General features: G+C 56.7%; 38 protein-coding genes. 1 reads left to right on the forward strand and 37 read right to left on the reverse strand.

Annotation, left to right across the window (positions count from 1 at the left end; translation table 11 throughout):
• Positions 1-114 precede the first annotated feature (114 nt).
• The 37 genes from ET524_RS10575 to ET524_RS10750 form a co-directional block, all read right to left on the reverse strand.
• The gene (locus ET524_RS10575) at positions 115-1,677 is read right to left on the reverse strand and encodes a hypothetical protein (protein ID WP_129425687.1); all 1,563 of its coding nucleotides are present in this window, start codon (positions 1,675-1,677) and stop codon (positions 115-117) included.
• Positions 1,678-1,679: 2 nt separating this feature from the next.
• Positions 1,680-2,480: a BppU family phage baseplate upper protein gene (locus ET524_RS10580; RefSeq protein WP_129425689.1), complete on the reverse strand. Its 801-nt coding sequence runs from the start codon at positions 2,478-2,480 to the stop codon at positions 1,680-1,682.
• On the reverse strand, positions 2,480-2,953 hold the full coding sequence (locus ET524_RS10585) for a hypothetical protein (RefSeq protein ID WP_129425692.1): 474 nt from the start codon (positions 2,951-2,953) through the stop codon (positions 2,480-2,482). The genes ET524_RS10580 and ET524_RS10585 overlap by 1 nt, the downstream gene beginning before the upstream one ends.
• Positions 2,946-3,134 (reverse strand): hypothetical protein, encoded by a 189-nt coding sequence (locus ET524_RS10590; RefSeq protein WP_129425694.1) that lies wholly within the window; start codon positions 3,132-3,134, stop codon positions 2,946-2,948. Before ET524_RS10590 ends, ET524_RS10585 begins: the two co-directional genes overlap by 8 nt.
• Before the next feature lie 12 nt (positions 3,135-3,146).
• Positions 3,147-5,933 carry a phage tail spike protein gene (locus ET524_RS10595; protein WP_161566701.1) on the reverse strand — a complete coding sequence of 929 codons (2,787 nt, stop codon included), beginning with the start codon at positions 5,931-5,933 and terminating at the stop codon, positions 3,147-3,149.
• Entirely contained in the window at positions 5,924-6,658 is a 735-nt protein-coding gene (locus ET524_RS10600; RefSeq protein ID WP_161566702.1) for a distal tail protein Dit, read from the reverse strand. The genes ET524_RS10595 and ET524_RS10600 overlap by 10 nt, the downstream gene beginning before the upstream one ends.
• Entirely contained in the window at positions 6,648-9,254 is a 2,607-nt protein-coding gene (locus tag ET524_RS10605) for a phage tail tape measure protein (protein ID WP_129425700.1), read from the reverse strand. Before ET524_RS10605 ends, ET524_RS10600 begins: the two co-directional genes overlap by 11 nt.
• A gap of 82 nt (positions 9,255-9,336) precedes the next feature.
• Positions 9,337-9,483 (reverse strand): hypothetical protein, encoded by a 147-nt coding sequence (locus tag ET524_RS11620; RefSeq protein ID WP_161566703.1) that lies wholly within the window; start codon positions 9,481-9,483, stop codon positions 9,337-9,339.
• 40 nt (positions 9,484-9,523) lie between these two features.
• Positions 9,524-9,970, reverse strand: coding sequence for a hypothetical protein (locus ET524_RS10610; protein WP_129425702.1), 447 nt, complete (start codon positions 9,968-9,970; stop codon positions 9,524-9,526).
• Complete coding sequence (locus ET524_RS10615) at positions 9,970-10,560, reverse strand: major tail protein (RefSeq protein WP_129425704.1); 591 nt, start codon at positions 10,558-10,560, stop codon at positions 9,970-9,972. Before ET524_RS10615 ends, ET524_RS10610 begins: the two co-directional genes overlap by 1 nt.
• A gap of 14 nt (positions 10,561-10,574) precedes the next feature.
• Positions 10,575-10,901 (reverse strand): hypothetical protein, encoded by a 327-nt coding sequence (locus tag ET524_RS10620; RefSeq protein ID WP_129425707.1) that lies wholly within the window; start codon positions 10,899-10,901, stop codon positions 10,575-10,577.
• A complete protein-coding gene (locus ET524_RS10625; RefSeq protein ID WP_129425709.1) occupies positions 10,898-11,278 on the reverse strand; it encodes a hypothetical protein in 381 nt (126 codons plus the stop codon). The genes ET524_RS10620 and ET524_RS10625 overlap by 4 nt, the downstream gene beginning before the upstream one ends.
• On the reverse strand, positions 11,275-11,490 hold the full coding sequence (locus ET524_RS10630; protein ID WP_129425711.1) for a hypothetical protein: 216 nt from the start codon (positions 11,488-11,490) through the stop codon (positions 11,275-11,277). Before ET524_RS10630 ends, ET524_RS10625 begins: the two co-directional genes overlap by 4 nt.
• 89 nt (positions 11,491-11,579) lie before the next feature.
• A complete protein-coding gene (locus ET524_RS10635) occupies positions 11,580-11,897 on the reverse strand; it encodes a phage head-tail connector protein (RefSeq protein WP_129425713.1) in 318 nt (105 codons plus the stop codon).
• A 14-nt stretch (positions 11,898-11,911) separates the two neighbouring features.
• A complete protein-coding gene (locus ET524_RS10640) occupies positions 11,912-13,165 on the reverse strand; it encodes a phage major capsid protein (RefSeq protein WP_129425715.1) in 1,254 nt (417 codons plus the stop codon).
• Between the two features lie 2 nt (positions 13,166-13,167).
• Positions 13,168-13,809, reverse strand: a complete 642-nt coding sequence (locus ET524_RS10645) for an HK97 family phage prohead protease (RefSeq protein WP_129425717.1) — start codon at positions 13,807-13,809, stop codon at positions 13,168-13,170.
• Complete coding sequence (locus ET524_RS10650; protein WP_161566704.1) at positions 13,790-15,022, reverse strand: phage portal protein; 1,233 nt, start codon at positions 15,020-15,022, stop codon at positions 13,790-13,792. Before ET524_RS10650 ends, ET524_RS10645 begins: the two co-directional genes overlap by 20 nt.
• Before the next feature lie 30 nt (positions 15,023-15,052).
• Positions 15,053-16,807 (reverse strand): terminase large subunit, encoded by a 1,755-nt coding sequence (locus ET524_RS10655; RefSeq protein ID WP_201738787.1) that lies wholly within the window; start codon positions 16,805-16,807, stop codon positions 15,053-15,055.
• Entirely contained in the window at positions 16,773-17,201 is a 429-nt protein-coding gene (locus ET524_RS10660) for a hypothetical protein (protein ID WP_129425723.1), read from the reverse strand. The genes ET524_RS10655 and ET524_RS10660 overlap by 35 nt, the downstream gene beginning before the upstream one ends.
• Before the next feature lie 154 nt (positions 17,202-17,355).
• Positions 17,356-17,685 (reverse strand): HNH endonuclease, encoded by a 330-nt coding sequence (locus ET524_RS10665; RefSeq protein WP_236648309.1) that lies wholly within the window; start codon positions 17,683-17,685, stop codon positions 17,356-17,358.
• 109 nt (positions 17,686-17,794) lie between these two features.
• Entirely contained in the window at positions 17,795-18,241 is a 447-nt protein-coding gene (locus ET524_RS10670; RefSeq protein ID WP_129425725.1) for a hypothetical protein, read from the reverse strand.
• 11 nt (positions 18,242-18,252) lie between these two features.
• On the reverse strand, positions 18,253-18,675 hold the full coding sequence (gene dut / locus ET524_RS10675; protein WP_236648310.1) for a dUTP diphosphatase: 423 nt from the start codon (positions 18,673-18,675) through the stop codon (positions 18,253-18,255).
• Between the two features lie 27 nt (positions 18,676-18,702).
• Positions 18,703-19,146: a single-stranded DNA-binding protein gene (locus ET524_RS10680; RefSeq protein WP_129425729.1), complete on the reverse strand. Its 444-nt coding sequence runs from the start codon at positions 19,144-19,146 to the stop codon at positions 18,703-18,705.
• Positions 19,136-19,378: a hypothetical protein gene (locus ET524_RS10685; RefSeq protein ID WP_129425731.1), complete on the reverse strand. Its 243-nt coding sequence runs from the start codon at positions 19,376-19,378 to the stop codon at positions 19,136-19,138. The genes ET524_RS10680 and ET524_RS10685 overlap by 11 nt, the downstream gene beginning before the upstream one ends.
• Positions 19,368-19,682: an integration host factor, actinobacterial type gene (gene mihF, locus ET524_RS10690; protein WP_201738788.1), complete on the reverse strand. Its 315-nt coding sequence runs from the start codon at positions 19,680-19,682 to the stop codon at positions 19,368-19,370. Before mihF ends, ET524_RS10685 begins: the two co-directional genes overlap by 11 nt.
• Positions 19,683-19,822: 140 nt before the next feature.
• On the reverse strand, positions 19,823-21,016 hold the full coding sequence (locus ET524_RS10695) for a tyrosine-type recombinase/integrase (protein WP_236648311.1): 1,194 nt from the start codon (positions 21,014-21,016) through the stop codon (positions 19,823-19,825).
• Positions 20,997-21,227, reverse strand: a complete 231-nt coding sequence (locus tag ET524_RS10700; RefSeq protein ID WP_129425735.1) for a hypothetical protein — start codon at positions 21,225-21,227, stop codon at positions 20,997-20,999. Before ET524_RS10700 ends, ET524_RS10695 begins: the two co-directional genes overlap by 20 nt.
• Positions 21,220-21,468, reverse strand: a complete 249-nt coding sequence (locus ET524_RS10705; protein WP_129425737.1) for a hypothetical protein — start codon at positions 21,466-21,468, stop codon at positions 21,220-21,222. The genes ET524_RS10700 and ET524_RS10705 overlap by 8 nt, the downstream gene beginning before the upstream one ends.
• A gap of 179 nt (positions 21,469-21,647) precedes the next feature.
• A complete protein-coding gene (locus tag ET524_RS10710) occupies positions 21,648-21,878 on the reverse strand; it encodes a hypothetical protein (protein WP_129425739.1) in 231 nt (76 codons plus the stop codon).
• 56 nt (positions 21,879-21,934) lie between these two features.
• Positions 21,935-22,315, reverse strand: coding sequence for a DUF3310 domain-containing protein (locus ET524_RS10715; RefSeq protein ID WP_129425741.1), 381 nt, complete (start codon positions 22,313-22,315; stop codon positions 21,935-21,937).
• Positions 22,312-22,494, reverse strand: coding sequence for a Lar family restriction alleviation protein (locus ET524_RS10720; protein WP_129425743.1), 183 nt, complete (start codon positions 22,492-22,494; stop codon positions 22,312-22,314). The genes ET524_RS10715 and ET524_RS10720 overlap by 4 nt, the downstream gene beginning before the upstream one ends.
• Positions 22,491-23,027 carry a hypothetical protein gene (locus tag ET524_RS10725; protein ID WP_129425746.1) on the reverse strand — a complete coding sequence of 179 codons (537 nt, stop codon included), beginning with the start codon at positions 23,025-23,027 and terminating at the stop codon, positions 22,491-22,493. The genes ET524_RS10720 and ET524_RS10725 overlap by 4 nt, the downstream gene beginning before the upstream one ends.
• Positions 23,028-23,365: 338 nt before the next feature.
• Positions 23,366-23,812: a Lin1244/Lin1753 domain-containing protein gene (locus ET524_RS10730; protein ID WP_129425748.1), complete on the reverse strand. Its 447-nt coding sequence runs from the start codon at positions 23,810-23,812 to the stop codon at positions 23,366-23,368.
• A gap of 218 nt (positions 23,813-24,030) precedes the next feature.
• Positions 24,031-24,300 carry a hypothetical protein gene (locus tag ET524_RS10735; protein WP_129425750.1) on the reverse strand — a complete coding sequence of 90 codons (270 nt, stop codon included), beginning with the start codon at positions 24,298-24,300 and terminating at the stop codon, positions 24,031-24,033.
• Positions 24,290-24,691: a hypothetical protein gene (locus ET524_RS10740; protein ID WP_129425752.1), complete on the reverse strand. Its 402-nt coding sequence runs from the start codon at positions 24,689-24,691 to the stop codon at positions 24,290-24,292. The genes ET524_RS10735 and ET524_RS10740 overlap by 11 nt, the downstream gene beginning before the upstream one ends.
• 192 nt (positions 24,692-24,883) lie before the next feature.
• The gene (locus tag ET524_RS10745) at positions 24,884-25,282 is read right to left on the reverse strand and encodes a hypothetical protein (RefSeq protein ID WP_129425754.1); all 399 of its coding nucleotides are present in this window, start codon (positions 25,280-25,282) and stop codon (positions 24,884-24,886) included.
• Positions 25,283-25,389: 107 nt separating this feature from the next.
• Positions 25,390-25,614, reverse strand: coding sequence for a helix-turn-helix domain-containing protein (locus ET524_RS10750; RefSeq protein WP_117628938.1), 225 nt, complete (start codon positions 25,612-25,614; stop codon positions 25,390-25,392).
• Between the two features lie 234 nt (positions 25,615-25,848).
• Between ET524_RS10750 and ET524_RS10755 the strand changes: the two genes are divergently transcribed.
• A complete protein-coding gene (locus ET524_RS10755; RefSeq protein ID WP_117628939.1) occupies positions 25,849-26,187 on the forward strand; it encodes a helix-turn-helix domain-containing protein in 339 nt (112 codons plus the stop codon).
• Positions 26,188-26,224 lie beyond the last annotated feature (37 nt).

Here is a 26,224-nt window from a genome sequence, read left to right on the forward strand (position 1 = left end):
AGGCCAGCATTGCCCCTGTTCCTCAAGTTGCCGAGGGAAAGCCAAGAGAACATGACAGCCCGCGCGCCGCGAATCCCTGCTTGTTTTTACAAAGGGGACAAGTCCCCTCGCGGCTTACGCCGCTTCACCCCTGGAGCGACCATTTGCAGAGCGGCGCGAGCCGAAGTTCCACCTGGCGACGCCGGTGCCGTAGTTGCCGGCGACGTACCAAAGGCCAGCATTGCCCCAGTCCCACACGTCGCCGAGGGAAAGCCACTCTCGCCATCCGACGGTGGTGTCCGCGACCTTGTAGTTGCCGTCGCAGACGCCGACGGACGTTGACGCGCCCGTTCCCTGCTGCATCATAAGGCCGCTGACGGTCTTCGGGTAAAGGCCGTAGTTCCAGCCTTCGGTTGCAGGGCCGGGGAAAGCGCCGCAGGAAAGAGCGCCGGACGCGAGATCGCCGCTTTTCTCGTTCTTCGTGTCGGGATTGACCCAAACGACGGTGCCGCTTCCCGTGTACTGGATAAGGACGTTACCAAGCACCTCGTACATGCCCAATCCAAGCTCGATACCCTGCATAACGAACGGCTCGCGACCGCTGGTGCAGCTTGTCGGCGAACCGTCGCCCTCTACCATGTCGCAAGCGCCGGTGTTCCACGGCGCGGTGCTGAGGTAATAGGTGGTCTCGACGTTGAACGGCTTAGCCACATCGAAATATAGCGCCGTGTTGGAATCGTCAACGGCTACCTTCTTGAGCACCTTAGCGCCGTCGAATATGTCATAGTTGTAATCGGTTCCACGGTCGGTGCTGGTTCCGGTGTGCGTGCCGAACATCATTGCGGAACCTACGGGGATAGCGTCGGCAGTTGCCTTTTTAATCACAACACGCGTCGTGTTGCTCTCTGCAAGCGTCGGGTTGCACTGCTCAGTATGCCCCGTGCAGCCCGCAAAGACGCTCTGGCTGTTCTTTGTAGCGTACTTGAGCAGGAACATCGCCTTGACGTACCAATCGTCGGCAGCGACCTTGAGCGCATCGCCGGTCGCAGCCGTTTTCATAAGGCCGATTCCGCCGTCATGGCTAACGCTGCGCGTCTTGACTGGTGCGCCGCTCACGCTTCGCGGCTTGCCGTCGGCATCGACAGAAAGCGCGTACTTGGCATAAAGCATATAAGGGCGCTTAGCGCCGTTTGGCAGGTACGCGGCGGGCTGCGACTTCATGCCCTGGTTCTGCGTGTCCGAAACGGTGAGGTTGACGGCATCGTCCGTCTCGGTTTCGAGCGTGTAGAGCACCGGGGTCATGATCCACGTATCGTCCTTGCGCGAAAAGCGCCCGTCACCGTCGATAGCGGTAACGTATGGCGTACCGTCAGCGTCAACGCCGCCGTTCACCTCGAAGAAGATAAACGCGCCGTGATTGACGTATGGGTCGATAGCCGCGCGACCGATTACGCCGGGCTTGGGGTTCGCGATTCCCGCGTTGACGCCGGTCTTCGTGCAGGTCGTGGCGCTTCCCTTCGGGATGCTCACCCCGTAGTTCTTGCCGTCGCGCATCTTCGCGAGCCAAGCGGCGAGCGAAGCGTTGGTGTAGCGGCCTGTTTCGGCATCGAAGATCGGCACCGTTGACGCGCCCATGCTCTCAAGCGCGACGGCCACGCGCTCAAGCGTCTCATGGTCTGCGATGTGGGTTTTATCCATGCCTAATCCTCCGTATCGACTAGAGAGATGTAATCCGTATCGCCTACTGTGTCGTAAGCGATGTAAAGGCGCTTGTCGGGGCTGATAGACCCTCGCGCCTCCTCGGCGGCCTTGAGCGCTTCCGTCTTCGCATCGTTCGCACCTTGCGCTGCGGTGTCTGCATTTTCAGCCGACGTATTGGCCTTGCCTGCGGCGGTGTCTGCCTTTTCAGCCGCCGTGCTGGCATCGCCTGCGGCGGCGTTGGCTTTGCCGGTTGCAGTGCTGGCATCGCGTGCGGCGGCGTTGGCTTTGCCGGTTGCCGTATCCGCTTTTGCTGCCGCCGTGTTCGCTTTTGAAGCAGCGCCGTTTGCTGCCGTAACAGCTGCTTCGCTGCTCTTAACCGCCGTTTCACCTCGCTTGATTAGGTCATCAATCGCGTTGTCCCACGACTGAGCGGGCTGTTGCCCCTCTTTGGCGCTGCGCAGGATATCCAGGGCGAAGCGCTCCGTTTGCGCCAGGAAATCGCCTTTGACGATTTCGAAATACGCTTCGTCGGTGTATCCCGGCACGCTTGCAAGCTTCGATTCGTCGCAAACGTAGGTAATCGTGTTTCCGTTTACCGTCGCGCTTCCCCTGTAGTAGTGGATTCGGTCGGGAAGACGGGCAACCAAAAAGGCGCTGTACCCAGACAAAGACAGCTCGCCGCCGTTGTCGTAGATAAGCGCCTTGATGGTAGTGCCGCCGCCCTCGCCCTGGGCGATGCGGATGCAGTTGTTTCCGCATCCTCGCTTGTTAACGTCTAGCTCGATTGTCTGCACGTTCATTAGGCATCGCCGCCGTCAACAAGCATCCATTCGCACGCCAGAATCTCCGTTCCGCTCATTTTCCCGATTGCTTCCTCATACGGAATCTTGAACAGCAACGGACGGTGCTTGATGTTCGAATAGAGCGCCAAATCATCCATGAAGCGCTTATATGCATCGGAGCCAATTTGAAGCTGCTGTCTGCCGGTGGGCATGCCGTTTTCGGAAATCTCAGGATCGCCGTATTTCTCGATAAGCTCGTCGCGCCGCTTTAGGTACTCCATGGCTTCGGATTGGAGTACACGCACGTTGCGAGCGGCGGCATAGCCTACGATATCGCGTCGCTCAAGCAGCGGTTCGAGTGACAAAAGCATCTGATGCATCTGCTCGTTCGTGTACTCGTTGGGCAAAATGTCTTTAACGTCGATGCTTTGCTCTGTCTCGGTAATAGAAGCTCCCAACGAAGAAGCGAACGCATTAACCCCGCTATCCATTTACCGTTACCTCCTTAATTACCGGCTTTGGCTCGTCGATTGCCGCAATCTCAACGGCAATGTCCGCAACCTGTTTTTCTATAGTCTTGTAAATCTTGTATCCGTTGCTCGCGTAGTAATCGAGCATTTCAGGCTGGACGTAGAACGTGATTCCGTCCTTCTCGACGCGGTAAGTTACCACTGATATACCCCCTTAAAGAGACGTGACCATAAGCCCATGGTCAAACGTCAGCGTGTAATTCGTCCAGTTCATAGATAGGTTTTGGCAAATTCCGCTTACGTTATAAGTTCCCGTGAGTTGCAGGTTCGTCCAGCTGCTTCTTAGGTTGCCAACAAGCGTGATGCTCCCGGTCTTACCTGTCGTGCATGTAACGTCATCAGTGAACGGCTTGTATCCGCAAACACCGATCCAGTCATCGGTCATAAGGCAGATGCAGCCTTTTCCGGCAAGGCGGGTTCCCTTCACCTTTGTTGCGGTGTTGGTGTTGTTGAATCCAACATAGCCCGTAATGTCCTCTGCGCTGCCGCCGTATAGATAGCCGTCGGATAGAGCCGTATAGCAAGAGCCGCTGCCGACGCTGAAACCGTCTCTGCCGATGTAAAGGCCATACGTGTTCGAGTTAAGCGTTAGCTTGCCGCTGTAAATCTTCGTATCGCCGATGGCAAGCCCGCCGATGCTGCCGTACTTGGTCTGAAAATAACCGCTCGTCAGCGACCAATAGTTCTTGTTCTGGCCGTCGCTGATGATGCCGCTTTTTAGGTACGTGGCATTGATGTACAGCTGCCCGTTTGCCATGTAGATGCCCTTCGTGGCACCGTTGTTCGTAAGTCGGTTGAACACCTCGGTTTGCGTCAAAAGCGCGTCTGTTGCCTGCGCTGCGTTGTATTGTTCGACGAGAGAATGGCATTCCTGCGAAACCTTTAGATAGGCGTTCACTTTCGTGGAAAACGCCGAATAGACCGCTTTATACGTCTCAACGGCTCCGTTTAGCGCTTCGGCGGTCGTGCATGCAGCTATCGCGTCGATCGCTGACTTTAGCTTGCCATATGCGCAGCTTTCAGTGATCGTCGCTTCGTCGGTCGAGCCGTAGGCTTGCGAGAACGCATTCGTCAATCGATTGTATGGCCTTGCCGATATAGGCGTGTTCTCCGTCCCGTCTAGCGCGGCGCTGCTTTTCTTAAGGGCCGTTAAATCTTGGATAGCCCAGGCGCGGTCGTGCGCTATCGCCTGCATCACCTTCGCGACGGCGGCTTTCTCCGCTTCGGTAACGATGCCGTCTTTGGCGATGTCATCAACCGTCTTGTCAAGCCCGCTTATGGTTTCGTCAATTTCCTTATTTCTTTCCTGGAAATCTTCCCCTAGGCTCTCGATGTCTTTTGCGTTCCGCACCATTCCGCCGTGCAGGTCTTCAACCACGCCATTGACAGTCCAGCCGGCATCGCCGTATTTGGCATTTGGCGATAGCTGGAATTCGCCCGTTTCCAAATCCCAGTAGTTGGCTCCCACCTCGTCGGTGAGCAAGCCCGCGCGGATGCGTTCTGCTCGCATCGTGCCAGTATTGATGCAATCGGCGCTCACCTGAGAGCCGGTGATGAACGTTCTCCAATTCCATTGGCCGTCGCTCGTCAGGCTATCGGCAAGGCGAATGCCCATGCCGTTGATGTTGACAGCACACATTCCGGACGTTGCCTTGAGCGGAACGCCCGTTTCGACATCAAGCGGCACGTTCGAGTGGATAGCTCCAAGCTCGAACGTCTCGACCTTGTAGGTTCCGACGGCGTTGAAAGCTTTATTGAGCGCCACCATGAGCTGGTTGAGCCACGAGACGGACGTGTCGGCCACGGCATCGTAGTTAGCCCGCTGGTCGCTGCCTTTTTTAAGCTGCTGAGCCATAGCCTGGAAGATGTCGGCCAGGTCGTCGGTGAGGTTGCCGAACGTCACCGTGGCATCGCCGGTAACAAGGTCGCGAGACAGCTTCGAGACGCGCCCCTTTAGGCGGATGCCGGCATCGGAAAAACCCTTGTCGATGATCGCCACGCAATCTCCGACGGCCACGCCCTCCCAATTTCGCCCGAACGCGAACAGGTCAAGCACGCTCGCTTCGTATGAAACCGTGGGCGTTTTTACCGTTTCAAGGTAATCGCGCGTCTCGGCCAAAAGCTGCGCCGCATCCTCGCACTGCTCGTTAACGTAAACGTCCACGGCTGGTGCAACGCCGCCGCTGCCGTCGGGATGCCCCCAAACCTCGGTTGCGGATGCGTCCTCGACGTAATCCTTGCCGCCGTTGATGTCACCGAACGTCAAACGGCGGCCATAGCCGCCGGTATCCGTCTCAACGCCTTTTCCGTAGCCGTAAACCCTCGTTTTCGGGTTTGCGCTTCCTGTCTTGCGCTTGATGCTGACCAAGTCTTTAGTCCACGTGAAGCGCTTGGGGCTTTGCTGGTTTCCGCGCGTGGCCACCACGCGCACGTAGCGATGCGTTACCTGCACGCCGTCCGTCTCGATTACGGTTTCCAGCTCGCCGCCCCACGTTTCCAGCAGGTCGCTCAAGCCTTCGCGAACGCTGATGTGATAGAAGGTATGCGATGCGCTGCCGGGCTGGTCGCAGTTGCCAACCTCCCAGCGGGTGCCAGCAAGGATTGACGCAAGCGCCACGGCAACGCTACCGGAAGGGCGCTTGTCTTCAATGTAGTCATCCCACGTCTCGTTGATGGAGTTGATGCACGTGACGCTGGTATGCGGCTTGCCGGAATCATCGTGCAGGCGCTCGATTTCATCCACGATATGCTCATGCACAACGCCTTGGCGATCAACCCAAACAAGGCGCTCGCCCTTGGTCAAATCCTCGTCGCACATGATCTTAAGCTCGTCTGTTCCGTCGGTCGCTTCCTCGTGGGTCGCGGTGGTATAGGTAAGCCGCCCAAGGTTAACGCCCCAGCGCGTGAAACGGGTGAAGTTGACCTTGTTGATTAAAGCCATCTTTCCTCCCATTCCAAAAGCGCGGTGCCGCTAGAAATCTTGATGTGCGCACGGTCTTTTACCGTGAAAAAGTCGCTCATGATGTTGAGCTGGGCAACTGAGCCGTTAACCGTGACGTGCTCTTTGTCGAAGTCCATTCGGATGACGCTCGAAGCCGTCAACGGCTGCACAACCTCCACGAATTCCGCGGTGTCGGTGTTGGTGATGCGCCAAGAGCTGCAAGCTCCCGGCTTCGCCGTCACGGTGATGGCAGCAGGCAGCGTGCCGCCGACGGCGAACGATGCTGCGCCGCGCACGTCCATGCGTCGATGCTGCCCGTAATAGTCGGGGTCGCAGATATGAAACGTCACCGTGGTAGTAGGGCAATCGTCGGTAATCTCGTCCAAATCGGTAGAGCCGTTGACGATTGCCATAAGGTAGCGCGTCGGGTCATCGGGCAGGTAAAGCGGCGCTGGCTCGTCAGACCAGAGCAGCGCCGCCAGCTCATGCCGCGCCTTAGCGACCTCGCGCCGATGCTCGGTGCGAAGCCACATGTCAACCCGCAAATCGTAACCGGCACGACGAACCGTCTTGAAGTATTCGCCGTGCCGTCCGGGCGCGTCCTCGAAGCTCGCCGAAACGCTCGCCATGATGGGACGGCGCACCTTGCAATATACGAGCTTCGACAAGTCGTGCCCGTTGAATATGATGCTGTCGCTTTGGTTTCGCTTTCGCTTAAGCTCCAACGGGCACCCCCTTTTGCTTGAGTTTCGACGCGATGCCCGCGCCGATCTGCTGGCCGGTCGTGTACGCGTCCATGTTGTTCGCAACGGTAGCGTTAACGGTCACGTTGACCTGAGCGCCGCCGCCGAAGCCGCCGCGCAGGCGGTCTAGCACGCGGGCGATGCCGGCTTCGACGCTCTCTTTGACGCTGGAACGCAGCTTTGCATCTGGCGCTACATGCTCGCCGCCAGCTTCGCCAACGCCGATGATTGACGGCTTATCGAAGTAGCCGCCCTTGGCGAACCAATCGACGCTGATTGACGGCAGCCTTACAACGCCGCCGATGTTGCGCCAGCTTACGTTGAAATGCGGCATGTTGATATGCGGCAAACTGATGCGAATCCCGCTGAAAGCGTTCTGAATCTTTCCGGGGATGCCGCTGATGAAGTTCCACGCTTCGTCGATAGGCGAAGTTATGTTGCTCTTGATGTTTGAGAAAACGCCAGCGACCGTGCTTCCAAGTCCGGGAAAGCCCAGCTTCTCGCCGATGGAGTTACCGGCGTTTATGGCGTTGTCCTTGGCGTTGTTCATCTTCGTTTGGATGTTGCTTTGTATCGCCTGGAAGGCGCTACCGGCTTGCGACTTCGCCGCGTCCCAATCGCCGTTCATGGCGGCTTTCAGGGCGTTTGAAGCGGCAGAGCCGACGATTTGCCCGGTGTTCATGTCCGTTTGAATCGAATCCTTGATAGCGCCGAATTTTTCGGACGCTGCGGATTTCAGGTTTTCCCAAGCGTCGGACGCGTTGGATTTCAAGCCTTCCCAAGCGTCGGAAGCGCCTTGCTTGATTCCTTCGAATTTCTCGCCAAGGCTGTTTTTGACCTCTTCGGCTTTTCCGGTTATCCCGTCCCAAACACCAGACCAAAATTCCGGCACGCCTGCGAAGAAATCCTGCACGCCTTGCCATTTTTCCGAAATCCAGCCCGTGAAATCAGACCAAAGCTGCTTTCCCGTCTCGGTCTGCGTGAAGAACCACGTAAGGCCAGCGACCGCAGCCGCGACCGCAGCAACGCCAAGCAAGATGGGATTCGCGGCAATCAACCCGGTGAACGATGTCCAGCCGGTCGAGAGCTTGCCGCCAAGGGTCGATGCCAAGCCGCCCGCCTTCTCGGCCATGCCGCCAAAGCCGGTAGCTGCCGTGCCGATAGCGCCGCCGCCCTCGCCGAACTTGCCCGCAAGGGAAGCGAAGCCGCCCGCAACGTCCTTGAACGTCTGGCCGATCTCAACGCCCTTTTGGAGCGTCTTTCCGATGCCGGTTGCAAGACCGCCGAACGCGACCGTCCCCAAAGCAACGTTGGCGGCCATGTCCTGCTGCTCAGGCGTTAGGGACTTGTACCAGTCCGAAACTCCCTCAAGCGCTGGCGTTACCTTCTCAAGCAGCGTAGTCCCAAGCTCAAGCGCCTTTTCCTTGAACGGCATCGCCGCTTCTCCGGCTTCGGCCATCTTCCGGTTCAACTCGGCTTGCGCTTCGCGCGTGTCGAGCATCGTTTTATTAGTCTCTTGGTACGTCTCGCCGATGTTGCCGTAAAGGCCATCGAGCGTCTGCGTGATAAGCGAAGAGCGCTCTTGCTCGTCACCGCAGGCGGCAAGCGCGGCGTTGAAAGCGTCTTCTTTCGTAGCTCCCTGGTCTATCTGGTCGTTGAAAGCCTGCTGCGCCGCCTGGTTACCCGAAAGCGCGGCGCTCCACTGCTCGTTGCTCGCCGTAGCCCAGTTGAGAGCATCGGCAAGGCCGCCGGTGACGGTGCCGGTGTGCGCCGTTTCCTGAGACGCTTCAACGAGGTTTTCGAGCGGCAACGCATCGCCGAACTTGGAAAACGAGCCTGCGGCGATGTTGTTCCACTTGTCCAACTCCTGCTGGTTGGTGGTCAGGCGCGACAGGTTCTGCGCCGCTTCGGTCGCGGTGTCCTCTTCGCCAAGCAGCTTGTAAAACAGCGCGTAAGAGCTTCGCGCCTGCTCTGACGTTCCGCCAGCGTCCTTCCATGCAGCGTCCAGTTGGTGCGTCTGCTCGATCTGCTCTTCCTGGCTGCTGGCAAGCCCGACAAGCGCGGTTGCCGCGCCGGTGACGGTGCCGGTGATTGTCTTTCCGGCAGTCTCAAGACCCTTGCCCGCCTTTTCCAGCTTGTCGCTGTTGTCCTGGATGGTCTGGCCGAACTGGTAAAGGTTTCCCTTGGATGCCTGGGCTTCGCGACCGACGCTTTTAAGATCGTCGGAATAGCTCTCAAGCTGGTTTTCGCAAATTGCAATCTGCGCCTTAAGGCTCGAATACTGCGCTTCCTCGCGCTCGGTAAGCGTCGCGCCGCTGCGCTTCTTCTCGTCGAGCGTTGCCAACGCAGCCTTGTAAGCGTCGAGCTTCGTTTTCGTCTCGCCGTAGGCGCGGTTGAGAAGCTTTTCCTTTTCCACGAGCAAATCGGTGTTGCCGGGGTCGAATTTCAAAGCGCGGTTGATGTCTTTCAACGCGCCCTGAGTGTCCTTCGCCGTGGTCTGCACGCTCTTCAACGCGCCCTGCAACTCGGTCGTATCGCCGCCGAACTTGATTGTCAGACCTTTGTACGTGACAGCCACAGTTTCACCTCTTTTCGATTGTCAATTAAAGAAATGAGCGCACAGAACAGCGCACCGGCAAAGGTGCGCTGGCGCTTTACGCTCACAGGCCAGCCCAGAAGGCCGCTTCGCCCTGCCGCGCCTGCTCGTCATCCTCGGCATACGCAACGGCATCGTTAACGAAGCTGTATATCTCAAGCAGGTTCTGCACCTGCGCATAGGACAGCGCGTGCAGGTCTTGGATGCTCAAGCCCGCCTGCTGGCAAGAGTAGATATAGAGCGCGTCGCAGCTACTTTCCAGCTCCGGCGGAAGCGGCGGCATCGGATGCTTCGGCGGTCGCGGCTTCCACGTCCGCTTTTGCGTTCGGAAAGTAGTTGTCCTTGATGATCTGCATCACGTCGGATGCCCAACCGCCTTCGCGCTCAAGGTCGAATTCCGATTGCGGGAAGCTGCAAACCCAATCGTCAAAGGACTTGCCAAGGTCGGTCTTGTCCTTCGCTGTCGCGTTGTACGTCTTCGCGCACGCGTAGAAAATCTCAAGCAGCGGCACGATTGGCGGCATGTTCGACGTTGCCGAAACCTCAAGAACCATGGAAACGGCTTCGTTGATGTCCTTCGGTCTGCGGCTCCCGTCCTTTCGCTCAACGAAGAACTCGCGCGAGTATGCGATAGGGGTGAAGGCGTTGCAAGCGACGGGGTACTTAACGCCGCCGACCTCGATGATTCCGCCGTCCATTACGCGGCCTCGGTCTTAGGCTTGGCGGCGGTATCGACCTGCTCGAAGAACTTGTCGTAATCAGCGATGTCGCTATACGTGTCGATGTAGCAGCCGCGCCAGCCGGTCGGCAGCGTGACGGGGCGGAACGTGAGCTCGTAATCAATCTGCGTGATGTCGGGCTTGTCCTCAAGCGTCTTCGCATCGACGGACGCGGGCTTGCTGGTGCACTTGTAGATGCAGCGGCGCTTTCCGACGGCGTGGCCGGGCTGCTCGCACATGAAGGCGAACGGCTTAGGGGTCTTGCCGGACGTTGCCAGCACGCGGCCTTTCTCGTCGATGTCGAAGCCGTTGATGTCGGCCAGAAGCTCGCGCAGCTCCGGCGTGCTCTCGATGTCGTAGAGCGACCACGTGATAGAGCCGCCGTTGTCCTGGTACTTGTCGAGCCAAGGTTCATTGTCGCCGTAGCTCGTAGCCTGCTCGATGGACGGCTCGATCTTGATTTCGACCGTGCCGGGGATATGGATTGGCTTCTCATACTCGAACGTATCCTCGTCTGTGAAACGCGCGACGTGCGCGTTCTTCACGCCGAAGAACCCATTTCGTGCCATATCTGCTCCTTTCGTTATTCGGTAACGTCGATCTCGTAAGCCGTTTCGATAAGCTCGTCGTTGTCGAGCGGCTTTACCGTCTTGCTGTAGTTGAACTCTGCGGCTTCGAGCGCCGCTTCAAATCGCTTCTCAAGCTCGTAATCGCGCTCTCGCACGTAAAGCGCCACATCGTACGGCATCCATCGGTACCAGCCCACGTTGTCGGCGCTCACGCCCTCGCCGTAACCGGCTTCGATGTCGATATACGGCGGCGCTGGAAACCCGCCGTCGCGGAAACCGCCGTTAGCCCACGGCAGGCCGAACGCGTCAAGCAGCTTCGCCAGGTCTTTAAGGCTGTTCATTGCGCCCCCTTCGAAAACTCGGCGGCAACCTCCTTGTAAACTCCTTCGATGACGTGATCGCCATCGACTTTGCCGGGATAGCTGCCGTGCTGGTTTTTGATAGCGTGGCCGTTTTCGAGCAAGTGCGTAAGCTGGTATTGCTTGTTGTGGACAACGCAGGTCGTGCCCGTCGCTTCGGTCTTCACGTCGGCAGACCAGCCCTTTGCGTAGCTTCCGCCGTGGCGCTTCCTCTTGCGGCTGCGCTCCTTGAGCAGGCGAACGGCCTTGTTGCCAGCGGCCTTGACGTTGCCTTGCAAGACCTCTTCGTTGTCCTCGATTACCTCTTCGATGCTGTTCACGATGATTGATTCCAGCTGGTCAATCTTTATCCCGCTCACCGGTTGCCTACTTTCTCGACAAGCGTTAGGCGCACGTTATCGACGTTCGCCACTACCGCCGAATCGACGGCGTAGCGGATGCCGTTGAACTCGCAGAGCTTTTCGCCGCTGTAGGCGCAATCGCGCACCGTGATGACGGCCTGCGGCTTAACGCCAGCCTGCGCGGCGGCGTAATAGGCCGTCTGGCTTATGCCGTACACATTGCACGGCACGCGGCGGCACCGTTCCTTTTTATGCGAAACGCCCAGATCGTCGCGTTCTGAAACAGTAGCTATCAGCGTGCAAACGCCAGCCCACCCGCTCATTCGGCATCACCGCCGTTATAGGCGGAATCGCCGCTCATGCTGGTGAGCATGGTTTCGAACGAACGCATGAACTTTTCAGCGTCGGGATTGTCCATGCCAAAATTGGCCTTTACATAAACCTTGATTGCTAGCCGAACGCGCCCGTCCGAATCGTCATGCGCCTTATCTTCAGAAACGCCGCCCGCCACCAGCTCGGCGCGGGCGGCTTCGATTACGTCAGAAATCTCTTCGTCGTAATCGTTGACGAAATCAGGGATGCGAAGCGCGGCACGGCACGCATCCAACAGCTTGCCTTTATTAGCTTTTGCGACCATGCTGCGCCACCTCCTTAAGCTTGCTTGATGGTGAGCTGCGCGAACGCTTCGGGGACGGCAAGAACGCCGTCGAACAGAACGTAGCCGTCGAAGCAGCGCTTCTGAGTGCGCGGCTGGACGTAAGGCGTAACGTCGGGGCCGTCGAACATGTTTCCCTTGAACAGGTCGGGGAAGCCGGCCTTAATCACGTTGTCGGCGATTGAATCGTCCTGTTTTACAACCTTGCCGAAGATTCGACCCTGAACCGTCGGGTCATCGGTAGCCTCATTTGCAAAATAAGAACGACCGTTGGCATCCTCAAGCATGGCAATCTGATTCCAGATGGTGTTGTTATTGGCGTAGATGATGATTCCCTTAGCCGCTGCGTTGCCGTAAGAGCGGAGCAGGCTCAGCATCTTCACGATGTCGGCCTTGGTAAGGTCCTTCGCCGCCGCCGTCTGAATCTTGTTAGCGGTCGCGATACCGTAATTTTCATCGGCAAGCTTCTCGTGGACGAATGCGTTGCACGCGACGGAGAGACGTGCAGAAACCTCGGAAATGATGTACTGCTCGAAGCCGGGAAGCGACTGCGTTGCCATCTTTCGGGACATCTCGACGGTCTTCTTAATCTCCGTTCCTACGAGCGGCACGGTATCGAAGTCATTTTCCTCGATATCGGTAGGGGCTGCGCCCTCTTCGGTCTTAGCCGCATCGCCCTTCTTGATGGACTTGTGGCGCGGGAACTCGACTTGGCCGGACATGGTCGTTCGGCTGATGTCGCCGAAGAGAACTGCCGTGTTGTCGATAAGGGATATGATCTCGTTCTGCACGGTCACGGGAACGAGAGAATCCGTGTTCGCCGTGGTCATGGTGAACTCCGCTCGCTGCTCGATTGCGTGGCGCTGAGCGGCACGCTCGGCATCGGTAAGCGCGGTGCCGCCGACAAGCTGGATGCCGGAGCGCTCGGCCAGACCCTTTACCCAGGCGCGGCGCTCCGCCTGGTCGTAATCGGTAACGTCGTAGGCAGCGCCGGAAACGCCCGCGATGTTGGCGGAACGTGCCAGCGGGACGGAATCGATTCGCTGGGCGCGGCCAGCGTCGATTGCGGCGCGTGCGTTCGCGACGGCGGCGGCGCGGGTCTGCGCCGCCTGCTCGCCAGCGGCGCGGCGCTGGTTGATCTCGTCGGTCAGCTCGGCCATGCGGGCTGCATCCTCTTCCGTCGGCTCGGTTCCGTCGGAACACTGGTCGATAAGGGCTTGCAGCTCGGCGATAAGCTCTTCGAGTGTCATAACTATTTACCTTTCTTCGCGTTAGTAATTGCCAGGCACGCTTTAGCGCGAAGCAAAGCGGCCTTCCTGCGCGCAAGCTCCTTGCGCGACTGCTCAATCACTCCGTTAAGCAGATTTCTTGCACTTATTTCGGTGTTCGGGTCGGCTGGCAAGCTGACTGCGGACACGTCATAAATCTTCTTGACCCTGGTAATCGTCGTGGTGTGCGTATCGCGGTCATACTCTGATGCGCCGATGGTGAAAGCCCACGACATGCGGGTGACAAGCCCGTTATCGACTTCCTCGAAGCGCTTTCGCGCGGAATCCGACTTCGATAGGTCGGCGGCGATGAACAAGCCGTGCTTGTCAGGCTCAACAATCAACGTGCCGTTGCTCATTCGAGCGAGCACGTCCCCGCAGTGGTCGAACTGCATAATCACGTCGCTCATATCGGTTTCAACGAAAGCGTCAGGGCTGATAATCTCGCGATATTCGGTGCCGTCCCACGGGTCTTGCCACAACACGTATGGGTCATTAAACGTCGAAGCGTAGCCCTCGACGTAGTAATCGGATTCGATGCGCTTTTCGCGCTCGCTGTCGGTCGGAAGACTTCGTAGCACCACCTGCATTGCGCGGTATTGCCGCTCATTCGGTTTGGCTGGCATCTTCACCCTCCTTTTTCTTGCCGTCGATTGCGGCAATGTTCGCGTTTGTCTCGGCAGCAGCCGCCGCCTGCTCGGATGTGTGCTGGCTGATTAAATCAAGGTCGATATACTCGCCACGGATAACGTGGCGCTCGCCGCCTGGATAGCTCGGCGATTGGAAGACCTCGGCAACCTGATTGCCGCACCAGATTCCACGGTCGAAAAGCGCCGTTGAGACGTTGAGCTTGGTTTGATTGCTCGCGAACTCAAGACGGTTGGCCGAAAACATAATCGAGTTGCCGTGTGCAATCTCGTTCGGCGTGAACGTCATCGCAGTGAGCACATAGCCAAGCTGCACGGCGAAGACCTCGGTACGCCCCTCGTAAAAAGCGTTGTACGTGTCCTCGTCGGCCTTGTTCATAACGATGTCTTCGTTGGAGCCGAAGAAGCGATAGGCCGCTTTCTCTATGCGCTCCATCTGCGCCGCATCGACCGTGTAGCTTTGCGGGGCGATCTGCTTTACCTCTTGATACTTGTTGTCATAAACGACGATTCCGCCGGCGTTGGACGCACCCAACTGCTCGTTGAAGGCTTCTGCGGATTTCTTCGTATCCTCCGGGTTTCTGTTCTGCGACAGCTTGCCGATGAATCGCACCGCCGCGCCCTGCTCGATAGCCGTTTTCTCGGCTTCCTCCTGAGCATGAATCAAATCAAGCGTGGGATTGAGCACGTTGGTTCCATCGCCGAACAAATCGCTCTTGAACTGGTGCCGCGTCATAACGCCGATGCGCGACCACTCAATCAAGGTCTTATCCCCACCAGGGAATCGAAGCTCAAGCCACAAAGCGCCGTCAACGTCGTAGGCTTCGCACTGGCTCGGCAGCACGGGATAGTAGCCAGCGGACGTGATGCCGTCCCCGCCATCGACCGGGACGATCAAGCACGTGTCGCAAACGTCAAGCATCGTCGAAATGCGATGCAGAAATTGCGGCGTTGTCATCCACGGGTTCGGTTGCCATTGCAAAGAGCGCGTCCATTGCGGTTGCGCCGTTCCCGAAATCTCAGGCCGAAGCTTCGAAGCGTGGTCGGCGTTCCTCTCGATGATGGAGCGCGTCAGCTCGGCTTCGTAGATACCGCCAGACCACGACGTAAAGCGCGGCGCGTATGCCGTGAACGTCTGGAAATAGCCATCGACGGCCTGCATGATCGGCTTGTGAAAAACAGCGTCGAACATAGAGCGCATAAGCGTTGGTTTTCGCACGTTTTAACCTCCAATCATGCTTTGGTAATCGTCCATCATGTCTTTGAGCACCACGAACGCATCGCATTCCGCCGCCCAAGCGTCGATGCGGTTGCGCGGGTCTTGGTTTTTCTTGTCTGGCGCGATGTTGCCGTTGGCGTCGTTGCGAATCATCACGTTCGAGCGGCACCATTCCGCAATAGGATTTTGGTTGTCCACGATTCGGTTTTCCTTGTAGAGAGCGCGAAGCTCCTTCATAGGCATCGAGAGCGTTTGAGCTCCCTGGATGACCTTCTTGAAGTTGTCGGCTCCGAAATAACCTTCATACGCTTCGACCGTCGGAACGTCCCGCATGTGCCACGGGTCGTACCCGCAGGCAACCGTATAGATGCCGTACTTTTCCTGAATCTCAGTGACCCAATCCAGAACGTCGCGCTTGTCGATGATCGGCGTTGCCGACGTTCGCAGCAGGCCACGGGCAATCCAGGCATCGTAAGGCACGCCGTCGCGCCCGCCGCGCCGCCCCTCGGCTTCCGCCTGCTCCAAAGCGCGAAGCGGAATCCAGGCCATGTGCATTGCATAAATGTTCTCGTCGTTGGGGCGCATCATCAACAGGCACGCAGCCGTTAGGTCGGTAGTGTCCGAAGCGTCAACGCCAAGCACTGCATAAGAAAAAGACCCGTCAGACGGGTCGAAAGTTGCTTCGTTATGTATCTCAGACCAGGTGAGCCAGGCTTGCGACTGGTTTTCAATCAAATTGAAATCCTTAACAAGCAGTGTCGGAAGAAACGTCGGGTCATCCTTGGCCTTCGAAACGTTTTCCTTGAGCGATTTGTGAGACTTGATAGTTCCATCGCCGGGGTTCGCCTTGATCCAGCACGTTTCGTCTTGCCATTCCTCGCGCTCGTCAAGCTCGAAGATGAAGGCGATGAAGTGTTCGGCCTTCTCGCCGGACGCTTTGCCTTCCAGCCACTTCGAAGCGTATTCGTATTGGGCATCGAAGATTCCGCCGCGAACGAAACCGTTGGTCGTGATTTCCAAAACCAGCGGTTGCCGTCTTGCCGAAATGCCTTGAATAGTCAGGTCGTAAAGGTCGCGGTTGCGCATAGCCGCCAACTCGTCCACGATTGCGCCTGAGATGTCCAGACCGTCAAGGTGATTCGTGTTGGCGCTCAGCGCCTTAATCGACCCCATGTTGAGGTCGCAGTAAAGGTCGCTCACGCGCTTTCGCACGTGCTTTGCCAGCGCAGGCGATGTCATTACCATACGCCAGGCGTTGTTGAAGCCCTTCGCCGCCTGGTCGTGAGCCGTAGCGACGTTGTAGACCTCTGGTGCGCCCTCGTCATCGTTTATGAGCAAGTCAAGCTCGATTGCAGACGCAAGCGCGGTCTTGCCGTTCTTACGCCCCATGATCCAGAGCACTTCGCGGTATTGTCGCAAGCCCTCTGCATCGACGAAACCGAAGATAACGGACAAGATAGCGAGCTGAAAAAGCTCAAGCTTGAACTTACGCCCAAGCTTGCCGCTTGGAAGTCGGCAAAACGTCTCGATGAAGTTAACGTGCTTAGCCGCGAACTCTTCGCGAAAGTGATACGGGTAGAGCGGGTCAACGTTATCCATGTCGCGCAGAACGCGCTCCGCGACCTGATGCATCTTTTTGCAAGCGGTGATCTCACCGTTGAGGATGCCACCGAAGTAGCTTCGTATCGCCAGCTCGCAGCGTCCCGCTCCGCTCCACTTTCCCTTAGCCGCCGAAGCGCGTTTCATTGAGGTAGTCAATGAGGGCATCGCCTGCGGTGCTGCCTGACGGCATCATGTCGGTGAGCTGCTTGATGCCGCGAGAAAACGTGGTGAAAAGCTTGTTGTAAGCGCTGAAACCCGGATGCTCTCGCAGGCCGGATTGACCGCCGCCGTTGTCGTACTCCGTGAAGATGCTCTCATGCATCAGCTCGCGCCGCGCTTCGTCAAGCTTCACTTTCAAAAACGCGATATTGGACATCAGCGGAAGCACGGTGCTTCGCTTTTCGTCGGGAATAGCGTCCTTGGTGAGCCGTTGGAGCTTTTTCAGCTCGCTTTGGTAACGGCTCTCGATTGAAGCGGTGTGCTTCTTCGGGGGACTTTCCGTGGCTTTCGGCAAAAGGTCGTTACTTTCGCACACTTTTCGCGTTCCCACAAGACCACCCCCGTTCTGAAAACCTTTGCGCGCAAAATTCTACCTTCCGGCGTTGGTGCCCTAGGCTGGGTGCCTTGGTTTTAGACCGGGGGGATAGCTTCGGCGCTGTGACCTGCTGTTTTGTTTTCTGTTCTGATTGACTGGCCGTTTGTGCTCAGTCTGTGTTTTCGTTTGTCAGCGAAATCAAGTTGCCGTCCTCGTCAAAAGCGAAGCCATGCCTTGTGCTGCCTTGCCTTGCCCAGCCATGCACCTTCTTGTGGCAGAGGTCGCAGAGCGAGACGAGGTTGCGCGGGTCGGTCGCTATGTTCGGGTCGGTGATGTTCGCTGGCGTTAGCTCGATGATGTGATGCACCATCGTTGCCGGTGTAGTGATGCCAGCCTTCAAGCAGTGCTGGCAAAGGTAAGCGTCGCGCTGCAAGGCAAGCTCTCTTGCTTGCTCCCAATCGCGCGAGTGGTAGAAGCGATACGAGAAGCTTTTGGCCATCGCGAATCCTTCCATCAAAAAAGGGACGCGAACCTAAGTCCGTGTCCCTTTCGAAAATCCACCGTATCGAAATATAGCGCAAAGCGAAAAGTGATGACAAGTACCAATCTCAAATTTCTTTGAGAGCGGCAAAGCCCACCTCGTCGATATAGCGGAATCCAGCATTGCAAAGTTCCCTGCACCATTGGCGCGAGCACTGCATCACGTCGGCTATATCGTCCCACGGCATCGCTTGAAGGTAGGCCATGCACAGAGCGTCGGCGTATCGGTTGCCCTTAAGCTTCGCCAAGCCGCCGCGATTGTCAGTTCCGTATAGCAGCGCCGTAGCTTCGTCAAGCAATGCTTCGCTGTCGCTGATGCGCTGCTGTAGCCTGCCTTCGAAATCAATGCGGCTGTTGATCGCATCCATCGGGTCAGAGCTTCCACCGCCGCCGCCAGCGGTGTAGCTCTGCGCCTTGGCTCCCTCGCGGGCCTTAAGGCGGGCTAGCATCTCCCGTGCGTGTTCGATGCTAGCCACCTCGTCGCGGATGCCCTCGAAGTATTCCTTGGCATCCATCGGCACCGCTCCTAGTCGATGCCGGTAGAGCCGAAGCCGTCCGTACCGCGCTCGGTGTCTGTCAGGCTTGCGACCTTAACGAGGTCGCACGGCACGAACGGCACAACAACCATCTGGCACACGCGCGAGCCTTTCGGTAGAAACACCGTATCGCAGCTGAGGTTGACAAGCGGTGCGCACACCTCGCCACGGTAGCCGCTATCGATTACGCCGACGCTGTTGCGCAGCGTAACGCCGTAGTGAGCGCCAAGCCCGGAGCGCGGGAAGACCAGGCCAACGCATCCGCTCGGAATCTCGCACGCAAAGCCCAGGCCGCAAACCGCGCTGGCGTTAGGCTCAAGCCGCACATCCTCGGTAATGCAAAGGTCAAAGCCCGCATCGCCATCATGCGCATAGCGCGGCAGCTCGGCACCGTCGGTAAGAACAACGTTCATCTTGCGTCCTTGCATTTCATCAGCTCCTCAAAAGGGAATGTCTTCGTCATACACATCGGGATAGGCTGCGGGCTGCGGGGTGGCCTGGTATTGCGGCTGCGGCGCTGCCGCCTGGTAGCCTTGCTGCTGTTGGCGTTGCGCTGTCATCGTCACCACGTTATCGACGATCACTTCAAGCTGGCGGCGGCGGTGGCCGTCCTTTTCCCACACGCTCTGGTGCAGGTGCCCGATGATTGCCAGACGTGCGCCCTTTTGCAGCATGCCGTTTCCGTACATCGCTTCGCCGCGCTTGCCGTACATGATGCAGTCAACCCAACTCGTCACGTCCTTATAACTTCCGTCGGACTGCTTGCGGCTCTTGCTCACCGCAAGCGAAAAGCTGGTGATAGCAAGCCCGCTGTTGGTGTATCGCACCTCGGCATCTTGCCCAAGGTTTCCGCTCAGCGTCACGCTGTTAAGGCTATCGCTCATAGCTACCTCCCGTAACGATTGCCAGCGCGAGCAGCGCCAGGATTGCCAGTGCCGTTGCCACGCACGGGAAGACCCAAGAGAACCAGCCGCCCGTGAAAAGGTTGATGAACAGCTCGGTAAGGCAGAACATCAGAAAGAAGAAAGCAACGGTAGCGATTACCGCAACAGCCGTTAGCAGTGCGGCGGCAAGCCTTGCCTTTCGTACTGCCTTTTCAAGATCACTACGCTTCATTGCTACCTCCAAGAGCTTTAAGCAGCTCGTTTCTCTGTCGTTTGCTCAATCCTCGGATTCGGCGGCTCTGTGCGATTCGAAGCCGCTTCATAAGCTTCTGCGCTCGCGACAGGGCATAGCCCGGAAGCGACCTCATGAGCGATTCGACGGGCATTCGCAGAATTGCTTCGTTGCCATCATCGGCAAGCCTGAAAACGTCATCGACGCTCATTTCACCGCTCGAAAGCTTCGTTTTAACCTCTGCACGCTCACGGCGTGCCTTCAATGCTTTATCGAGGTTTTGGCGGCGCTCTTCTTCGGTCAAAATAGGCACCATTTCTATAACCTCCTGATTCTTACTTTAGATACGGCGGTTTGATTTCCTGAAACCGTCGGTTTCTTGGCTTGACCTCGCGTTATCGCCTTGCTTTGCGAATCTGCGAAATCAAGCCGTTTACACTCCGTTTACACACCTGATTTCAGGCTTTCGGCGAATTCCTCAAAGGCTTTGGCCGCTGCCGCATCGCGTCCAGGCATCAGGTGCGCGTATAGCCTTAACGTGGTCGCTTCGTTGGCGTGCCCAAGCCTTGCGGCAAGCGTCTTGAGGTCAACGCCGTTGGCCAGGCACCATGTCGCGTGCGTATGCCGCAGCGAATGGAACGTGCAGGCTTTAGGCAATCCGCAGCGGTCGCGCGTGCGGCTGAAAGCCTTAGATACCGTCGTAGGCCGCATGAAAGAGCCATCGACGCTCACCAGTGCCGAATCGGGCGTGAAAGCGTCTGAAAAGCCGTCCTGCTGCTCCATGAAGCTGTAAACGCGGCTCCACTCGCTGTCGGTCAGCGATACTTGGCGCGGCTTCTTGCTCTTGGTCGTATTCGAGCGAATAACTCCGCCGCCGGGCGGCTCAAGCGCAGTTCCGCAAACGAGCACGTAGCCCTGCGCCTTGTGCAAGTCCCTGCGTCGCACCGCGCACACCTCGCCGACGCGCATACCCGTATGGAGGGCGAACCAAGCGGCGAACGAGTAAGCGGCATCGCGCATGGTCTGCTTGCTGCGCTTCGTCGGGTAAAGGCGATTGCTTACTGCTGCATCGAGCGTTTGGAAATCCCACTCGTCGATTACTACCGCTTCGTGCCTTTGCTCGTCGGGCTTCGCGACCATCAGCATTGGGTTTGCGTCGCAAATGCCGATGCGAACCCAATAGCTGAAAGCTCCTTGCAAAAAGTGATGGACGCTAACCACCGTGTTTTGCGATAGCCCTTGCCCTCCAAGCTCCTTCGGCACCATCAAGCGCCGCTCGAAGCTGTTCAGTTCGTAGGCCGTCAAATCGCGTGCAACCTTGCCTTTGAGGTATCGGCCAACATATGACCGCGTGAACAAAGTCCACCGCTTCACCGTGTTCACGGCTGCGCCCTTGGCTTGTCGGTCTGCAATGTACTCGCGCAAAAGGTCTGCTATAAGAGTGCTCTTGATCTGCCCGTCAAACGTGAGCTGCGAAGCCCACGCATCGGCCAGCGCTTGCGCTTCCTCGCGCGTTACGGCATCGGGAAAGCTGCGGCGCGGCCTTATCTGCTTGCCCTCAGGTGTGCGTCCTAGATACGGCTGGGCAAACCAAACGCCCTTGCCGTCCTGCTTGACCTCAACGCCCATGGTGATCATGGCGCCGCTGCGATTTCGCGACCTGCTCGCAAATGATTCCCGAAATCTGCGATAGCTCTTTGAGGCATGAACGAAAAACAGAGCTCTCAATGTTACTAACTAGCGGTTTTTCGTTAACGTCGATGAACGCATGAACATGAGCAGATCCGTTGGCGTTGTCAAACGAAAATTCTTCGCCGCATCCGTCGTAGTAGGCGAAAACCTTAATCATCGCCCTGCTCCTTTTCAGCCGCCTTCTTGGCCTTGCGCATGTTGAACTTCGCCGCGCAGATGAACCAGATGCACACGGCCAGCAGGCAGCAGAAGAAGGTAAGGAAGCCGAAACCAGCGCCGAAAATGAACCCAACGGCGATACTGGCAACAAGCATGGCGAACGGGATGATTGCCAGCACACACCCAATCAGCGTCATGGACGCGACTTCGAAATCTTCCTTGGTCTTAAGCTCTTTCATTTCGTACCTCCAAATTACGGTTGATGACCTGGATTGCATCGCTTACGCAGTCGAACCAGCAAACCAAATCGTCGTAGCTGACTTTCGAGCTTTCGCGGTCGTACCGCTCGCACGTGGTGATGCGATTGCTTATGTCTTGAGACAACGCGCAAAGGTTGTCCAAGACCTTTCGGTCGTGTCTAGTCGTCATCGTCGGTCACCCACTCTTCGTAGTGGTTCTCGCGCATGAACTCGTCGAAATCAGCTTCAAGGCTCTCGCTTTCGCAGCCTTGCCACCCCCAGAACTCGCTTATGTACGGCTGGCAATCGCGGCATGAATAGCGCTTCCAAAACTCGCCCATCCAAAAGCCGCTTTCCTTGATGATGTGCGGCGTGCCTTTTGGAATCGTCTTGCCGCAATACGCGCACACGTGCGGCCTGCGCGTTTTTTTAACGCCTATCGGCGCGTTGTAAAAGCTGCTCCCGCTCATGACCGATCACATCCCAAAGCGTCAAGCATGTTGCCGATGCACTCGCGAGCCTTCTGCAAGTCCTCAACGCCGTTCTTCTCTTTCCAACGCCAGAGGTACTTGAACGCGCATCCTTGCATGTATGCCGTGTAGGCATCTGTGCCAAGCATGGATTCCATGGCCGTTTTGCACTCGATTCCCGTGTAGCCCGCGTAATGCGATGGCTTGGTCACGGGGTCGCAGCCGCGATGGTTAATCGTTGAGCCGTTGATGTCGCATGACGTAAGCTCTGAAACGTCGAAGTTGTCAAGCTCGCCGTTCTTGTTTGCTTCAGCAACGGCCTTCTCGAAGTTCTCAGGGTCGGTCAGATCGCCAACGCGTTTGACGTATGAAGTCATTCCTTGCCATCCCTTCTGTTCAAGTTCTTAATCGCTTCTGCTTTCGTCTTTCCGATTTCGCCCTGTGCATCGCAGGCTTTACATGCGCAAATCCATCCAAAACCAGATTCGAAGTGATAGGTGCTTCCGCTGTACGCCCATGCTTTGCCACCGCAAAATGGGCAAGGCTTGATCTTCATTGCTTGCGCTCCTTCCTTGCCTGCCACCACATGCGCAGCAACTCAAACAACGGTGGTATTTCACTTTCTGAAAATCGAAAATCTGCCGCATATGTCGGAATGGATACGACAAGCGGGCGCAGGTTCGCTTTCTGGAAAAACATTTGGAGTTCATCAACGAGTACCGGCATGCCTTTTTCGTAATGCGATGCATAAGAGCGCTCAAACGAAGATCCGTTTAAGCACAAGGGCTTAGGCATGTCATACCCATTGCGCTTTGCTTGGTGGTAGATATGAGAAGCGATTCCAAAATTGCAAGTAACAATCGGAATTCCCGTTGCTGCCGAAATCTCGATAAGCCTAGTTGTCTTTCCGGTCTGCCTATCTCCCACGATGCAGACAACAGCATCTTCATTCTTTGGTTCGTCATTCTTCGTCCCCCTGCACTTCCAGCAGGCATCGCGACTGGCAATGAACCAATCAGTCGGTCGCTCTTCGCCGCAGCAAGGGCAACGGCGTTTGCGAACCTTGTTGGCATAACTTGAGTAAGGCATGTTTTCCACCGCCTAATGTTGAAAACTTGTTAGTAACTTAGCCCATTGTTGAAAACGTGTTGAAAACCAGTTGAAAACTGCTTTTGAAACATCGAAAACGAGCTTTGGAATCGCGCGAAAACTTGTGCGCTCAGAAAGAAGAACCAAGAAAGATAACCTTGCTTGTGGCTAAACCTAACAAGCACGTTGCGGGTTTTGGGTTTGGGTTGGGCTTGAGACCCAACCCAAAACCCGCTTCTGTATTGTTATGTATTGTATTGTTAGGCTTTTGCCAGTCTAAAACCGTCGGTTTTGCGTTGGTTTCTCCCTCGGTCATCGTGAAAACACCTCTTGACCTGCTACTTTGGCGGTTCGGCCTTGTTCTTGCGCGGCCTGCCGCCTTTGGCTCCATTCGCGCGTTGCGAGCCGAAATAAAGGGCGTTTCGCTGCATCCTCTCGCTCTCGATGCGGCCTTTTCCGTCGCGAACAAGCAAGCCGACCTCAAGCAGGCAGTCGATGAAATCGCGCGTCTGGTTGATGCTCAACGTCTCGTCGAAAGCGCCGCTTGAACGCAATCCGATTTGCGTTGCCAGAATCAGCCAATCTTCATCAGTCTCAACGGGCAAGGCATGGTGCTTAGTTCGTGCCAGAAGCTCGCAGAGCCGCCAATAGGTGCCGTAGGCAGCGTTGCCATGGCGCATGATAAGACGCTGGCACTTGATGTCGAGCGAAGCGTTAGCGTCGTGCTGGAACCAGGCCATAGGGTCTTGTGCTCGGTCGTGGACGTCCTTAGCAATCATCGTCATCGTCTTCACCTCCCATCGTTAATCCGTCGCTCGTCCCTTGCTGATGCCAGCCGTCCCACAGACACCGCCCAACGTCGCGGCAGTTTGTCCAGATGATCGTTCCGCGAAAGCCGCACTTGCTCTTGAGCTTTTGGCCGCATTCAAGCAAATACCGCTCAAACGGGCATTCGCCAGGTGTTGGCATCGGCGGTTCATCGAACAGGTCAAGTGTTAGTTGATCACTCCGCATGCTTAGTGGCGATGTACGACTTGCAGGCCGCTTCGATGGTCTTGGTCACGAACTCTTGAGGTGTCACGCCGTCAAGCTCGCTGGACTGCATCATCTGTTGGATGCCAAGCAACGCCGCGCAGATGAAGACAAGCGACATATCACCGTCGAACTGATGCGTGCTGCCGGTCTTGGTATCGAGGACACCAACGCTCACTTTGGACTGGGCGATGAAATCGACGGTTTCGTCAATGAATGTGATCGTTTCTTTACGCTTCATGGTTGTTCTCCTTGTCGTAGATGGATTTACGAAGTTCGATGTTCAAATCCGGATGCTTCTCAAGCAGCCAACGGCTGAGCAGCGGCGTATCCGTGTTGTTGATGGCGTAGACGTGCTCAAGCCCGTTTCCGTCGTGGAACGGCACGCCCACAAGCTCGCACGTGCCTTCGTAACGCTGCTTCTCGATTAGGTATTTGGTGCTGACGCGCAAGCCGCGCTGGTTGATAGCGAGCGCCGTTAGCTCGATTTGCCGCAACGCCTGCGGATTGAGCCTGCACCACGTTTCGAAAAGCTCTTGCCGGTCTTTGAGCTTGAGCGGCACCGGATACACGGCCATTCGCTCTTGATGCATGACCGATTCGAGCGGCTGCGTGTAATCGTCAACGTCCATGGCGTTTCCTCGCTTCCCGGCTCATGAAGCGCCTGAAAGCCGCTTCCGCGACTCCTCGCGGTGCCGACGCAGGAACGGGCAAGGTATGGCGCGTGCGCACGTCTCCCGCGCCGCTAGCGCCCGTGCGGCGGGCTTGCTCGATGACCACGCAGGCAACCCAGAAGCCGTTAGCGTCGCGGTCGAGATAGCCCCTCATTTGCACACCTGGCTAACGAGAAGCCACAAAACTCCGATGAACATCGGGAAAGCAACCCACCCGCAGTTGAGCAGGTCGAACAGCCAGAACATGAACGCGCAGGCGGCCATGGGAAGAACGCCGGACATCATCAGACCAAAACCGATGTAGCAAACCCACTTGAAAACCGCTGGTTTTCCTGCTAAAAAGTCATCGTCATTACCGTAGGAAGTTTTGACATAGCCCGTGCCTGGTTGCCGCCAGGTGCGGGCGCTTTCAGTTCTCCGGCTTGCACCATGGATTCGATGTGCTGGTAAAACCTGCGTTGCGTAGCGCTCAGCTTGCAACGGTTTCGCGTAATCGAAACCACGATACAAACCGTTGGTTTGTTCATGGGTTTCATACGGTTCATACATTTGAAACCCCCTCCTTTCTTACTTGTTCATCCAGATTCCAAAGGCAACAGCACTGGCAATGAATGTCCAGATGCCAGCAATGGACATAAGCGTGTCAAGCGTTTCCATTAAGCAACCTCTTCCCATCCCATCAGCTCGTTAGGGCTGATGTGCGCCACTCGACAGATAGACATGATCTTGTCGGCACCGGGGATATAACCCTCGCCGCTCTCGTACTTCACGACGGCATCTTTTGAGATACCGGCGCGGCGTGCGAACTCGTCTTGCGTGATGTCGAGCTTTGCGCGGGCGGCTCGAAGATTGGCCGCAAACGTTTCCTTATCGAAGTTCATACGTTTCACCTCCTCTCATTGAGCAGTGTTCGTTCTCCTTGCTTGTCAAGGAGAACGCCCGTATATTTCACGGGTTTACACGTGAAATATTAGCTAGCTGCTAATCTGCTTAGCAACTGGTTCCGTAGAATAGACAAGCAAAATAGCTTTGTCAAGCGGAAATAAATAATTTCGTTGTGTATTGGCTATTTTCGTTGTACTATGCACCTACGAAATTAGAGAAGGAGACTAGCAGTGAACATAAGGCTCATGAAGCTCAGAAAAGCCGCTGGTTTTTCGAACAGGGACGAATTCGCCGAGAAAATCGGCGTGAACAAGTACACCTATAGATCATGGGAATCTGGTGCGGCGATGATGAACGCTGAACAAGTTTGGAACTTGGCGCTAGCGCTCGGATGTTCGCCGAACGATATATTGGGCTGGAATGAGGAAACAGGCGATTTCGATGATATGGACGAGTTATCAAGCGACGAACAAGAAATCGTCGATAACTACCGCGAAAGCTCGCCAGAGTGGCAGCAGAACATTTCGATGACCGCCAGGGCGGCGGCTTCGGAATCGAAAAGGAAATAAAAAAGCCCCGCGCTACCGTCCAAAGTCTCGCAGGGCA

The sequence above is a fragment of the Senegalimassilia faecalis genome (genome assembly GCF_004135645.1).
GTDB classification, from domain to species: Bacteria; Actinomycetota; Coriobacteriia; order Coriobacteriales; family Eggerthellaceae; genus Senegalimassilia; species Senegalimassilia faecalis.